General features: G+C 71.0%; 14 protein-coding genes. 3 read left to right on the top strand and 11 right to left on the bottom strand.

Annotated elements, in window-relative coordinates:
* Positions 1–202: 202 nt before the first annotated feature.
* Genes K7472_RS31415 through K7472_RS31400 form a run of 4 tightly spaced genes read right to left on the bottom strand, consistent with a single transcriptional unit; the run spans position 203 to position 3,277 of the window.
* Entirely contained in the window at positions 203–1,015 is an 813-nt protein-coding gene (locus K7472_RS31415) for a CpaE/TadZ family protein (protein WP_222982525.1), read from the bottom strand.
* On the bottom strand, positions 1,015–1,722 hold the full coding sequence (locus K7472_RS31410) for an SAF domain-containing protein (protein WP_308014176.1): 708 nt from the start codon (positions 1,720–1,722) through the stop codon (positions 1,015–1,017). Before K7472_RS31410 ends, K7472_RS31415 begins: the two co-directional genes overlap by 1 nt.
* A 29-nt stretch (positions 1,723–1,751) precedes the next feature.
* Positions 1,752–2,702, bottom strand: a complete 951-nt coding sequence (locus tag K7472_RS31405) for a hypothetical protein (protein WP_308014175.1) — start codon at positions 2,700–2,702, stop codon at positions 1,752–1,754.
* On the bottom strand, positions 2,696–3,277 hold the full coding sequence (locus K7472_RS31400) for a hypothetical protein (protein ID WP_222982520.1): 582 nt from the start codon (positions 3,275–3,277) through the stop codon (positions 2,696–2,698). The genes K7472_RS31405 and K7472_RS31400 overlap by 7 nt, the downstream gene beginning before the upstream one ends.
* A gap of 308 nt (positions 3,278–3,585) precedes the next feature.
* Here K7472_RS31400 and K7472_RS31395 point away from each other — a divergent pair, with 308 nt between their 5' ends.
* Positions 3,586–4,281, top strand: a complete 696-nt coding sequence (locus tag K7472_RS31395) for a prepilin peptidase (protein WP_222982518.1) — start codon at positions 3,586–3,588, stop codon at positions 4,279–4,281.
* Here K7472_RS31395 and K7472_RS31390 read toward each other — a convergent pair.
* The 4 genes from K7472_RS31390 to K7472_RS31375 all read right to left on the bottom strand — a co-directional run bounded on the left by K7472_RS31390 (position 4,226) and on the right by K7472_RS31375 (position 8,308).
* A complete protein-coding gene (locus K7472_RS31390; RefSeq protein ID WP_222982516.1) occupies positions 4,226–4,645 on the bottom strand; it encodes a hypothetical protein in 420 nt (139 codons plus the stop codon). The genes K7472_RS31395 and K7472_RS31390 overlap by 56 nt on opposite strands.
* Before the next feature lie 23 nt (positions 4,646–4,668).
* On the bottom strand, positions 4,669–5,607 hold the full coding sequence (locus K7472_RS31385) for a replication-relaxation family protein (protein ID WP_222982514.1): 939 nt from the start codon (positions 5,605–5,607) through the stop codon (positions 4,669–4,671).
* The gene (locus tag K7472_RS31380) at positions 5,607–7,700 is read right to left on the bottom strand and encodes a type IV secretory system conjugative DNA transfer family protein (protein WP_252396550.1); all 2,094 of its coding nucleotides are present in this window, start codon (positions 7,698–7,700) and stop codon (positions 5,607–5,609) included. Before K7472_RS31380 ends, K7472_RS31385 begins: the two co-directional genes overlap by 1 nt.
* Positions 7,701–7,852: 152 nt before the next feature.
* Positions 7,853–8,308: a hypothetical protein gene (locus K7472_RS31375; RefSeq protein ID WP_222982512.1), complete on the bottom strand. Its 456-nt coding sequence runs from the start codon at positions 8,306–8,308 to the stop codon at positions 7,853–7,855.
* A gap of 274 nt (positions 8,309–8,582) precedes the next feature.
* On the opposite strand from K7472_RS31375, the gene K7472_RS31370 reads away from it, so the two are divergent.
* Positions 8,583–8,954, top strand: coding sequence for an SH3 domain-containing protein (locus K7472_RS31370; protein ID WP_222982511.1), 372 nt, complete (start codon positions 8,583–8,585; stop codon positions 8,952–8,954).
* Positions 8,955–9,486: 532 nt separating this feature from the next.
* Here K7472_RS31370 and K7472_RS31365 read toward each other — a convergent pair.
* Together K7472_RS31365 and K7472_RS31360 are read right to left on the bottom strand one after the other, a co-directional pair.
* The gene (locus K7472_RS31365; protein ID WP_222982510.1) at positions 9,487–10,026 is read right to left on the bottom strand and encodes a flavoprotein; all 540 of its coding nucleotides are present in this window, start codon (positions 10,024–10,026) and stop codon (positions 9,487–9,489) included.
* Between the two features lie 1,023 nt (positions 10,027–11,049).
* A complete protein-coding gene (locus K7472_RS31360; RefSeq protein ID WP_222982509.1) occupies positions 11,050–11,280 on the bottom strand; it encodes a hypothetical protein in 231 nt (76 codons plus the stop codon).
* A gap of 175 nt (positions 11,281–11,455) precedes the next feature.
* Here K7472_RS31360 and K7472_RS31355 point away from each other — a divergent pair, with 175 nt between their 5' ends.
* Positions 11,456–12,016 carry an AAA family ATPase gene (locus K7472_RS31355; protein WP_372458148.1) on the top strand — a complete coding sequence of 187 codons (561 nt, stop codon included), beginning with the start codon at positions 11,456–11,458 and terminating at the stop codon, positions 12,014–12,016.
* Positions 12,017–12,157: 141 nt separating this feature from the next.
* Here the strand turns inward: K7472_RS31355 and K7472_RS31350 are convergent, their stop codons facing one another.
* Positions 12,158–12,781, bottom strand: a complete 624-nt coding sequence (locus K7472_RS31350) for a 2'-5' RNA ligase family protein (RefSeq protein WP_308014173.1) — start codon at positions 12,779–12,781, stop codon at positions 12,158–12,160.
* Positions 12,782–12,794 lie beyond the last annotated feature (13 nt).

Genomic DNA, 12,794 nt, shown 5'->3' with positions numbered 1-12,794 from the left:
TGCCTTCTTGATGAACCGCACTGCCGCGTAGTCCACGACCACCTGCGGCACCGCTGCGCTGGCGGTGGAGTCCGCCGTCCCGGAGGGGGTGCCGGCAGGCGGTGGCGTCCAGACCGGGGGAGTGGTGGGCGGCGAAAGCCGCACGCCGTGGGCCGCGAGACGCTCCATCAGCGGCGCACTGGCCGGGTTGGGGTGAACTGGCCTACCACGCACCGCTCATCGCCCCCTGTCCGGTTGCCGGCAGGCCGAGCCGCCCTCGGCGGGCCGCGATCAGCTGCTGCAGCGGCGCGGCCGCCGTGCGGGCGGCCCGCATCAGGTCGCACGAGGCGAACCGGCGTGGCTGATCGGCGCCGTCGGAGAGCACCGCCGCCTGCTCCGGCCGCCACGGCAGCACGGCCGCCACCCGGTGGTTGAGCTGCCGCTCGACTTCTTGGCGCGGGAAGGGCCCTGCGTCGATGAGGAGCACCGCGATCTCGGTGGCAGAGCCCAACTGCTCACGCAGCGCGGTGAGCCGGACCTGCGCCGACTGAAGACTGCGCAGCGTGTTGCGCGCCACCATCACCACCACATCGGCCCGCTGGGCCAGCACCGCGGACGGGCCGAACGCGCCCCGGCGCCCGAGGTCGACCAGGACGTCGTGGCGGTGCTGGTCGATCCCGGCGAACAGCTTGGCCAGCTCTTCCCACACGGTGCCCATGGTCGACGCGTGCGTGGGATCCCACAGGCCCGGCAGCACGGTGCGCTCGCCGGTGCCCTCGTCCGTCAGGTCCACCAGCTGCCGCCAGAACGACTCCACCAGTTGTCCCTGCCGTACCGCCACGGCGAGGTGCCGTACCCCGCGGTTGTTGTCCACCGTGCCCTGCAGGGCGCCGGGCAGCACCGCTCCGCCGTCGGGGTCGCACTCGGCGAGGATCATCCGCCGCCCGCTCTCCAGCGGCCAGGTCATCAGCAGCGCCAGCGCTGTGGTGGTCACCCCCGGGGACCCGAGTCCGCCGGTCAGCGCGATCACGGCCATCAGTTGCCGTCCTGCGCCGCGACGACGAGGGAGACGTCGCCGGTGGCCACCCGGGCCGCGAGGGACGGGCCGTCCACTGAGTCCACCGCGACGTCGACGGTGATCTGCCCGGTCGCGACGGCCGGCTTGCCGACCGCGACCACGGTGGCGTCCAGCGTCGGCGTACTGCCGGACGCCGCCACCGGTTTACCCGTGCCGGAGATCGTGTCGGGGTCCGGGGTGCTGACGATCACAACGTGCTCACCGGGAGACAGCGGGCTCGCGGGCAGCTGCGACGGCTTGAGGGAGACCCCGACCAGCTGCTGGCTCGGGCCCATCAGGGACTGCCGGGTCACCTGCGACGGCGACAGCAGCGATCCCGCCTTCAAGTCCACCGCCGCGCGCTGGCCGACCAGCACACGTTCCTTCGACGCCGAGACGGCCTTGACCCGCGGGTCCAGCGCGATCGATGCCTGCCCCAGGTCGTCCGCAGTGATCTGCCCGCCCACCGGCACGTCCTTGACGACCACCACGACGCTGCTGCGGTGCCCGGACGCCGCGTACAGCAGCGCTCCGGCCAGACCGCCGCCTGCGATCAAAGCCACCGACAAGGCGATCAGCCCGGGGCGCCGCCGCCGCTGCTTCAACAGCCGTGGCGCGCTCGCGGGGGCACCGGGCTGGCCTTGCGCGGGCACGGCAGCAGGCGGGGGAGAGAAGGTGTTGCTCACGAGGGATTCCTCCATCACACGACGGCTGTTCAGCCGCCGACGACCTGTACTTCGCCGATCGGGATCTGCACCTGGGAAGCGCGCGTGGTGGTCGCGTCACCTTCCTCGCCGCCGCCGACCCAGTGGACCGCCCACGTCGTCGTCGCGACAATCCGGTACTTGGCGCCCGGCTCGTCGGCTGATGTATCCGCGTAGACGTATCCGCAGGTTGGCGACTTCTTCATGCCGAACGACGCCTGGTACGGCGTCCCGGCGTTGGCACACACCACCGTGTGACCGTCCCCCATCACCCAGTCGACTTCCCGCACTGTCGCGGTCGCGGTCACCGTGATCCCGCCCGCCGCCGCGCTCGCGGACGTCGGGCCGGTCGTACTCGGACTCGGCCGGTTCCACATCCACACCGGCACGCCGACCGTGCCGCCCTGCCCGGCCGGGTCCGGCTCGATCCCGATGTCGGGGCCGGACAGCAGCAACTTCTTGATCGCCTGCTGGGCGAGCTGCGCGGGGTCGACACCACCGGGGGCACCTGCGGGCGGGTTCTTGGCCCACTCGGTGCCGCCGGCGGTCTGCCCGCCGTCGTAGGTGCAGGTGACGTTGTACAAGGCGCCGTCGCCGGGCTTGTGGCCGTTCCACGCCGGGTCGCTCGCCGGCGGCTGAGGGGTGTCGACTTCCCAGTAGCAGCCGTCGGACGGGTTGAACGTCCCTAGGCCGGGCCGCGAGCAGGGAACCGTCTGGCTCGGGCCGGAGGGGGGATGCAGCGTGCAGGTCGTCGAGCCGGCGCCGCTCGCGCCCTGCCCGCCGCCTCCGCCCTGGGTGCCGCCGCCCTGGCCGCCGCCCCCGCGCACGTGGACGAGGCAGAAAGGGGAGTTCGGCGGGCACTCCACGCCGCCGCCCGGACCGGAGTCCGCAACGGCGGCGTGCGCCCCCGCGGCCACAAGGAGTAAGCCCGCTGCCGTCACGCCGATCGTCTTGGTCAGCACGTGCTGCTCCGGTCGATGGACGAGTCGACGATGTACCACTTGCCGCCGAAGAACTGGGCCTGGAAGGTGTTGATGTGGCGTGCGGACGCGCTGCCCTGGATGTCGACCGGCTTACCGGTATCCCCGTAGTACGGCAGATACTTGGAGCTGTCGACGCAGTCCTTGATGGTGGCAGTCCCCGGCTTCGCGGCCAGGTCGAGCGCGGTCACCCGCGGCGAGAGCACCGGAGCACCGTGCATCACGATGCCGTGATCCTGGTAGTAGGCGGCGGTGACCTTGATGTTCGACAGCGCCTTGTTCTGGGCGTAGTCGTTGAGATCGACCCCGTTGAAGGATCCGCTCGAGTACAGCGTCTCTTCCTGCGACCACATCTTGCGGTACACGGCGAGCAGTTCGTTCTTCGCGGTCGTCGTGGGATCAGCGGACGGCGTGGCGGCGGACGCTGACGGTGATGGGCCGGCCGCGTCGGCGCCACCATGCGATCCGCAGCCTGACAACAGGGTCGTGAGCCCCGCCAAGGCCGCGGCAGCCAGTGCCGAACGGCTGCTGGCCAAGCGAGGGGTCGTCAATGCCACGAGAGCCTCCACCGGCGTTGTCTCAACTGGATATGGGGGTTCGTCCGGAGCACTCGGGCCGCTTCGGAAGTGACCGAGGACGAAGGAAACCGACCCCTTGGCCGCTTTGCGTGACGGCTCCGTTGCTCTCCGCTTAGGGTGCACCCTACGACGCGAATAGGTCATTTTCGAAAGGGTTGTTGGGGCACCTGATACAGATCGCGATGTAAGTCCCTATATGTCGACCGCAAGACCATCGGCCAGCGACCACCACATCCTTCGAAAGAGTGCTGTCCCCGCCACATTCCGCGCCCGGTACGGTCGTCCCCGTGCACACCACCGTCATCTGCGCCTCCGTCCTGTGGGGCATCGCCACCGGCCTTACGCTGCCCGGAGCCGCGCACCAGTTCGCGGGCGCGCCGGGACAGCCGTGGCGCACGGCCGTACGCTGCGGCTGGCGAGGGTGGCTCACCCGCAGCCAGGACCAGCCCGCATGGTGGCCGGTGCTGCTGACCGCGTTCGCCTGTGCCGTCGTTGCACAGGCGGCCGGGACCGCACCCGAAGTCGCCATCTGGCTCCTGCTCGTCCCGTGGGGAGTGCTGCTGGCCCGCATCGACATCCGCGTCCACCGGCTCCCGGACCTCCTGACCCTCCCGGCAGCCGGAGCTGTCGTCGTGTTGCTGGCCCTTGCCGCGCTGCTGCCCGGACACGCCGGTTCCTGGCCGCGGGCCGCACTCGGCGCACTGGCCCTGGCCGGCGGGTACTTCGTCATGCTGCTCATCAACCCCTCCGGCCTCGGCTTCGGTGACGTGAAGCTCGCCCTGACGCTGGGGGCGGTCATGGGCTGGTACGGGTGGAGAACCCTGCTCACCGGCACGGTCGCGGGAGTCTTTCTCGCCGGGGCCGCCGCGGCCATGCTGCTCGTCACGGGACGGGCCACCCGTACGTCCACTCTGCCGTTCGCGCCGTTCATGCTGACCGGCGCCCTCGCTGGCCTTCTGCTCGGCGCGACGGGCGGGGCGTAACCACCTGCGGCCGCCCGCCCGCCGCCCTGCTGACTGGGCCCGTCAGCAGAGGTGAATCCGCCGCCGCTTGCCGGTGCGCGGGGTTGGGGAGGGGCAGCAGGTCTTCCACGGTGCCGTGGCCGCCGGTCTGGGCGCGCCAGCCGTCCACGAGGTGGCTGAGCAGGGCGGTGGCGAGGTGGCGGTACTCGGCGGGGCGTTGTTCGCGGGAGGCGAGCCAGCCGAGGCGGTGGGTGTGGTCGAGGGCGGCGAACAGCTCGGTGACCAGGGGCGTGTCCGGGCTGGTCGGGGCTTCGGCGCACCGGTCGTGCGGCTGTAGGCGGTCCTGGGGCGGGGTGCGGGTGATGGTGATCGTGAAGCCGAACATGGTCTTCCTCTCCGCGGGGCCGGTCAGGTGGTGGTGGGGGCCATGAGGACGTCCGTACGGGCCGCGGGCCCGAATACGGGGGTGACGACCGGTGCGAACGGCCCGTCGGTCTGGAGTTGCTGAAGGGTGGTCATGCCGGCGGTCAGCCGTGTGGCCGCGTGGCTGAGCCACACGTCCGATGCGGCGAGCGCCCGCACGTCCGCGATACGGCGGGTCAGGACAGTGGGTGAGGCGCCGGTCAAGACGAGCAGCAGGCGGGGGAAGGCGGTGTAGCGCTCGCGCCAGGCCTCCGCCGGGCCGCCGGGCCGTGGCCTGCCGAAGCCCGGGGCGGGGATGTAGTCGAGGTAGCGGGCGTAAGCGCGCAGCTTTCCCGCGAGCCGGATCGCGGTCTCGGTGGCGCGGTCGATCTCCAGGAACCAGGTGATCAGCGTGCGCTGAGTCGGGGTGTTGCGGGTGTAGGACAACACGGCGTCGGGGACCAGGAAGCTGTCGCCGCCGAGGCGGGCGGCGCCGTCGCGGATGCGGTGGGCGCGTTCGGCCTCCCAGTCCAACGGCCCGCACTCGTGCCCGAGCCTCCGGGCGGCCTGGACGAATGCGATCGCGGTGTCGTTGACCGCCAGCGTGTGCTCCTGGAGCTGAGAGGCGGCGGTCTGGTCGGTCATGCGGTGAGCGCGCACGGCGGCTTCGCCACCGGCTTCGACGACGTCGGCGCCTCCCTCGGTGCAGTACCAGACCTGTTCGCCCTGGCGGCTTCTCGACCGGAGGGCGGCGGCCGCCAGACCGAGTTCGTGCAATCCCCTCAACTGGCGTCGCACGTAGCTGTCGGTGACCGCGTGCGGCGCCAGCAGCACGTGCAGCTGCCGCACCGTCAGCAACCGGTGCTGGTAGAGGACCGGCAGCAGTTGCTGGGCCAGCGGCGTCAGCCCGGGCCGGGCCACCGAGGCGGCGACACGGTAAGCCATCACGCACCCCCGTCCACACCCGCGTCACCATCGGCGGCGCTGGACACGTCCCCGGAGGCCGCTGCCCCGCCGGCCCGGGCGCCGCCCGCGGGCTGGAGCGGCCAGGTGACGACGTGCTTGAGGATGTCCTCGTCCAGGTCATCGAGCCGCTCCGTGATCTCGGCGACCGTTCGGCGCGCGAGGTTGGCGTCGATCGCGGCGTCCAGCGCGGGCAGCCCTTCGGGGTTGTAGTAGTCGGCGAGCACCTCGTGGATCGGCACCCCGTCGACCCGGAACGGGGTGGTGCGCTCCCCGTGCAGCATCACGGACATCACGTACTGGTATTTGCGCAGCCGCGTGACGGTCTCCGGCGCGACATGGGGCAGGCGCGCGGCGACGTAGCGGGCCTCGTCGGTATCGGCACCGGTCACCGACAGCACCGACTGGTTCTGCATCAGCGCCTGCCGGGTGGAGTCCTTCAGCCGCATCGCCATCTGCGTCATCGCCATCAGGCGCACCTCGTACTTGCGCAGCTGCTCCAGCACCTTGGCGATGTAGCCACGTGCCGCGTTGTCGACTCCGGTCAGCTCGTCGACGAACGCCCAGAACGTCGCCCGGTCCTTCACCGCGGTGTCGCGGCGAGACAGGCCGGCGAGGAACAGGTCGAACAGAAGCAGCGAGCACACCAGGTCGTCGCTCTCGCCGGTGCCCGACGGGCAGATCCACACCACACGGCTGGTGTCCATCGCTCGCCGCACGTCGTACGTGGAGCGCGGCGAGCCGAAGAACGCCCGCAGCGACAGCGAGGCCTCCAGCCGGTCCAGCACGTTGGTGACGATCGGCACCGCCTCGCCCGAGAGCTTCGGGAAGGAGGTGAGCCAGAACTTGCTCAACCGCCGCGGAAGCCGCGCGAGCACCTCCTGGCGCCAGTCCGCGTCGTTCAGCAGCGTCTTGATCTGGAACACCGTCGGCTGCAGCTGCGGATGGCCGTCCGCGACCATCCGCAGCGACAACTCCGCCAGCGTGGCGACCGCGTTCGACAAGATGGTGCGGGCCCGCGGCGCGCCGTCCCCCCAGCCCTGCGCGGAAGCGACCCCGCCGACCACTGCGCCGATGACCTCCTGGATCTGCTCCGGCCGCTTGCCCTCCATCGACAACGGGTTCCAGCACGCCACCCGATCCGACATCGACGGCGTCGACAGGTCGACCTGCCACAGCCGGTCCATCACCGCCGGGTGCGCCAGATACGGCCGGGAGCGGGCCAGAGCCTCACCGTGCGGGTCGAGGAACCACCCCCCGCGCCCGGCGTACGCGCGCGAGATCGCCTGCAGCAGCGCCAGCTCCGTCTTGCCGAACCCGCTCTTGCCCAGATACGCGCCGAACAGCAAATCCCTCTCGTACACCCCCACCAGCCGACGGCCTTCCGGGCCGGTGACCGCGCCCAGCGGGACGACGTCCCGCTGCCCGGTCCACTCCGGCACCCCGGCCGGCACCGCGGGCACGACCCCGCCGCCGCGCACGACGTTGCTCGCCGCGCAGTGCACGGTGGGTGGCTTGAGGAACCCGGCGATCTCCTTCGTCGTCACCCACTGCCGCCGTGCCGGAGCGAACTCCCCGCTGGCGAGACGCCGGTCGAACGACGCGCGCCGCCACCACACATTCGAGTACGGCCGCCACCCGCCCCACCGCGGACCGACCGGTCGCCACCGGTTCGGTCCGCTGAAGACCTCCACAGCCGCCAGCAGGTGATTCAGGTGCGCCCGAGCCCGAGCCGGATGCGTCGCCGTCGCGCACACCAGCACCTGGACCGCGAACGTCTCGCCCCCCGGGGTGAACTTGCCGACCCCGTCAGCCAGGTCACTCTGCCGCGGCACCCGAGATCCGGCCCGGCCGGGAGCCGCCGTACCGCCGTTGAGCCCGGCCATCACCTGCGACCACACCGATCCGGAACCGCTGCCCCCGCTGGTGATGCGCTCGCCGTACGCGGACGGACCGCGCCGCGCCGCCCGCGCCATCAACCGTCTGCGACGCCGGGCCACCACCTTGGGCGCCACGGCCACCAGATCCACCACCACCTGTGCCTCCTCCCCGTCCTGACTCCGGACGGAAGCCATCGCCGCGGCGATCCTCTGCAACGGATCCGGCTTGAGACCCGGGCAGGCCAACGGCCGGTGGTCCGGCTCCGCTAGCACCAACTCCGCCCGTGCCACGTACAACCGGCGTCCCGTCTCCGGCTCCTGCGCGTACCCCTTCGCCAACGACACCGTCACTGAGCACCTCCACGTACGGGCAACGGGGGAGCGCCTTCGAACCGGACCCGGAGCGGGCCACTCGCGCGGGCCTGCTCGGCGTCGTGGACCTCGACCTGCTCGTAGCCGGGCATACGCAGCAAGCTCGCCGCTCGTGCGGGCCCCTCCAGCCGGAACCGCATCAGCCCGTCCGCACAGGTGAGCCGGATGCGCGTCCCTGCCGCCCGGCGCGGGATCGAGCCCGCCGCGACCGGTACGGACGCCAACTGGCCCGCGAACCAGTCGATCTCCTGCTCCGCCGCGTCGAACGTCTCCGCCGGCACCAGCTCGAACCGCACGCGCCCACGAACCGCCGCCGTCGCCCGCCGGCGCTGACGCACCGCATACATCCCCCAACCGGCACCGACCGCCAGCAGCGCGGCCAGCAAGCCGTCGGCGTAGGAGGTGACCGTCCCCACGAGCCCCGCCGTCATTCGCGCGATCCATCCCGTCAGGCCTGGGATCACCGCGACCACCCACTGCCGTTCATACCGACCGCCCCTCGTGCTGTGCGGTTGCCTCTACCAACCGCTTCACGACGACTAAGCACGTAGTGAGCCCCGGTTGTGACCGGAGGAGGCAAGATTTCTTGCGACCCGGGCATCCAGTGACCGACGTGGCCTGCCGACCGGCTGGGAAAGACCGGGTGCTGGCCGTGACTTGTCGGGGTTCGCCCCGTTGGACAGGACTGCTCCAGATTTCGGAGGTATGACTGTGGTCTGGATTCGAACGGTACTGGCCGCAGCCCTGTTGACCGGCTTCGTCCTGGGCTCACCCGACACCGCGCATGCTCTCGGCGCGGCGAGCCGGAAGCCGTGCGGCTCGTACGACCCGATGCCGCCCGTACTCGCCGTCAAGGCAGCGAAGCTCTACGAGCAGCCGCAGAGGTGGGCCCCGGTCGTCGGAGTCCTCTACGGGACGGACCCGATGACGGTGGGCGCCAACGTGGGCGGCTGGACGCAGGTCATCGACCGCAGGACGCATGTCCACGGCTGGATCTCCGCTGACTACATCGGACACCCCGCCCGGATCTGCATCAGCGCAGCGCAGGTCCACCGCGACCTCGACCACAAGCGGTGAGGAGGTTCTAGGTCGGCAGGCCCGGCCTCCGCGCCGCCCCGCTCCACACAGTCCGGGCCGACCAGGAACGGGCCAGAGCTTGCCGTGTCGGCGTCCAGCCAGTGCTGCACTGCCTCGTACGGGGTTCCAAGCGGCCCAGGTCTATCAACCGCACGGCCGTGGCACACCCGGCACAGCGAGGTACGGTGGAGGCAGGGCCCCCGCTGAAGGTGCGTGTCAAGTTCGTTCTGCGGGGGCTCTGCCCGTGGGGGTGCGGCTCAGGGCGCCACGGGTGCTGATGTGACAGGTGGTGCACCACCAGGTGCGGCCGTCGGCGTCGGAGCCGCCAGCCCAAGCACGGGTCGCCCGCGAAGTTCGCGGCGATGGCGCGGCCTGCGGCCAGGGCCCGCTGGTCCAGGAGCTGGCGTGCGGCCGCGTAGCAACGCGGCCAGAACGGACTGGGAGGACGAGCACTGCACGGCCTCGACCCCCACCGCCGAGACCGGTGGCAGTGGCAGGGCGACACAAGCCGGTCCGACCCGGAAGTCCTGGGTCAGCCGGGCAGCGCGTCGATGGCGGCCTGCCACGGGTAGGCGTCAAGGTTCCCGTGCTTGGGCTCGTGGGGAACGAAACCTCCGTCGCCGAGGAGGACGGTGACGCCAGCCTCCCGCAGGACGGCAACATGGCGGGCAACGACCGGGTGGGCGGCCTGCGCGCGGTTGAAATGCGGCAGCGCCACGATGGGGATACCCAGCCCTATCCCCTCGGTGATCAGCCCGAGGGCGAGGGTGTCGCTGATCGCCGTCGCCCATTTCGCCAGGGTGTTGTTGGTGAGCGGTGCAACGAGTATCGCGTCGGGCGGGGGAAGAAGATCCGGCTGGGACGGCAGCTTGTACTGCCAGCGGACCGGGTGCCCAGTCAGCTTCTCCAGTGCCTCGATCTCGCCCTCGAAGTCCTCGGTGGCCCACCGGTACGCGGCGGGAGTGAGGATCACGCACACGTCCCAACCCGCCTTCTGTGCGGCGCAGATGGCGACGGGTAGACGCTCGACGGGCGGGGCGGCGCAGGAGATCAGGTACAGGGTGCGGGTCATCACGCAAGTCCACAGCGATCAGCGAGCGCGCGCAAGCGCCTCTCGGCGCAGCCGGTGCCGAGTAGGAGCAGGTCTTCGACCAACTGCTTGGTGCGCGGCCGACACACGACCTCTCCGGGAGCGAGCCCTTCCGCCTCCAGGAGCGTGTCGACCGCGTCCTCACGCAGCCTGGCCTGCTTCTCGGCGATGGCCCGGTCGGTGAGCAGGTGGGCCCGGCGCTCGCGCGGGAAGCTTGCGAGCGCGGGGGCCGGGATGCCCGCCGCGACGGCGACGGCGTCGGCGCCCTCGCTCAGCTGGACGTGGGCCGCGACCCTGTACAGCCCGTAGTTCGTCGGACCGAACGACGTTGCGGTCGCCGCCCAGCCGTCTCGCGTGCTCGTCGGCCTGGTCGAGGAAGCCGGGTACCGCCCGGGCCAGTGGGACCGGATCGCACCAGGTCCGCTTGGAGCCGGTTGGCGGCCGCAGTGGCACGAAGCCGCGCCCGGGTGCCTTCGTGCGAGGAGGCAGATCTCGCACTGCCCTAGGATCGTCTCCGCTCCATGGCACCGAGAGGGGAACCAATGCTCACGCGAATCCGAAGGCTGCTACGAGCAGCAGCAGGGCATCGCGACTGGCTGGTGCACGACGTGGATCGCGGAATCTTGCGCCGGGAGCGGACAAGGCGCGCCGCCGACCGGTGGGCACAGCGCTGGTATGCCTTCCACGCTGACCCGAACCTCTCCTTCGTGATCCTCCCGGTCGATCGGTGCGCACGCTGGGGCATCGACCCGGATCAGCCCGAGCTCTACCCGGGCGAGGCCCACGCCGCTGGCTCCGTGTAGTACGACGAAGCGCCCGCCCCGTGCTGGGCGCTTTCGAGTCGAGGTGCGGTCTCACCGCAGGCCTCCAGCCGAGGGCAGCTACCAGTTCCGCCCGGCGGAGCGGACTGGTACGGCGACGAGAGCCACCGTGTTCGCGGCTGCTCCTCACGGAAGCCGGTGATCGCGCCGAGCCGTCCACTGACCAGCACCAGCACCCGTGCGTTCACCGGTCGCCGACGAGCCAGGGGTCATCCCGGGTTCTGCACGGTGAGGCTGCCGTTGGCGAGCTGCTGGTCGAGGCGTTTCGGCGTTCGGCGCGGTCGCACAGGTGTTGCAGAAGGCGCCCGAGCAGGCGGTAGCAGGTGTGGGTCCCGGCGGGGTGGTGCTGGTCGCCCCAGCGCAGTTCCTGGGCCGTGCATTCGGCGGTGATGTCGGCGAGGACGTCGCTTGTCATGGCTGCCGTCTACCTCGTGGTCGTCGCGGGTGTGCCGGTTGCAGGGATGCCGGTAGGTCTGTAGGGATCGATGCTGGTATCTCGGTACCGGTCTGTACACGGATGGGTGGTTCGCGGTCCTACGGTGGAACCGGGCGGTTACGCTCGGGCGTCAGCGCGTCTTCCCGGGGATGTGATGGTCGTGAGCGGGTTGGTCGTCTGGGTGAACGGTCCGTTCGGGGGCGGTAAGACGACGCTGGTGGAGGAGCTGGCGGAGCGCTGGCCGCAGGCGCTGGTGTACGACCCTGAGCTGGTTGGGTTCGCGGTGCGGGAGATCGTGCCGGTTCCGACGGGGGACTTTCAGGATCTGGTGGTGTGGCGGCAGTCGGTGGTCGACCTGGCGCTGCGTCTGCTGGCCGCGTACGAGCGGCCGCTGCTGGTGCCGATGACGCTGGTCGACGCCGACTACCTGAGGGAGATCCACGACGCATTGCAGAGCGCCGGTGTCGAGTTGCGCCACTTCTTCCTGAAGGTGTCGGCCGAGGAGCTCGCCACGCGGATCGACGCGCAGGCGTTCACGCCGGACGATCCGGAGCGGGATGCGCGGGTGCGGGTGTGGCGCAAGGAGCAGATCGCTCGGTGCGTGGCTGCGGCCCGGGGGCTGCCAGCGGATACGGTGCTTCTCGACGGTGAGCTGCCGACGAGGGTGTTGGCCGACCGGGTGCTGGAGGAAGTGAAGGTGGCGCCCCGGGCATAAGCGCTCCGGTGCGGGACGCGGACGGGGATGCCGAGGCGGTTGAGGAAGGCGCCGAAGGCCTGGGGCTCGGACGCCGGCTGCGTTCTCCATGACTGCCCGCGTGCGCCCCCCGTTCTTCGACGTCGCCAGGGGAAGTGGCGCTTATCGGAGAGGGATGCTGGTGTGCGTGGTCCACTGGTACATCCGGGTGTCACGGTTGAGCACGATGAGGTCGACGCGGTCGATGGGTGTAACCGCAGGGGGCTCGTGGACCTGGTCCAGGGCGTCAGCGATAGGCCCGGCGGGGCCGGCGGCGTTGCTGTAAGCGATGGAGACGTGGGGCGCGAAGCCGTCTGCAACCTCGGGGACGGTCGGCCAGACCGCGCCGATCGCCTGACGTAGGGCGTCGCGCACCGCGATGGTCGGGGTTGCGGGCTGGGCTTCCCAGCGGATGGCTTCTGGGGTGATCTCGGGCCGGGTGAGGGTCAGGTCGAAGGCGGGGACCGCCCGGAGCCGCTCGCGCGCGGCCGCGATGATCGCGTTCAGGTCGGTGTCGGAGACCTCGTCGGTGAAGCCGAGTCCTTGCATGGTCAAGTGGAGCCACTGATCCGGTACGAGATCAAGGCCAGGCACGGCGGCGAGTGCGCGCCGGTAGGCGGCGGCGATCCGGTGGACCTGTGTGGCGTGCTGGAAGGTGAGGTGGAAGGTGTAGAAGGAGCGGCCCTGTCGCCAGCCCGGTCGCCACCACCAGTGGTCGGCCATGGTCATGTTCTGCGCAGTGGACACGGATACGGCCCCT

It is taken from the genome of Streptantibioticus parmotrematis, assembly GCF_019890615.1.
GTDB lineage: Bacteria > Actinomycetota > Actinomycetes > Streptomycetales > Streptomycetaceae > Streptantibioticus_D > Streptantibioticus_D parmotrematis.
This window is presented reverse-complemented; position numbering and strand designations above follow the sequence as displayed.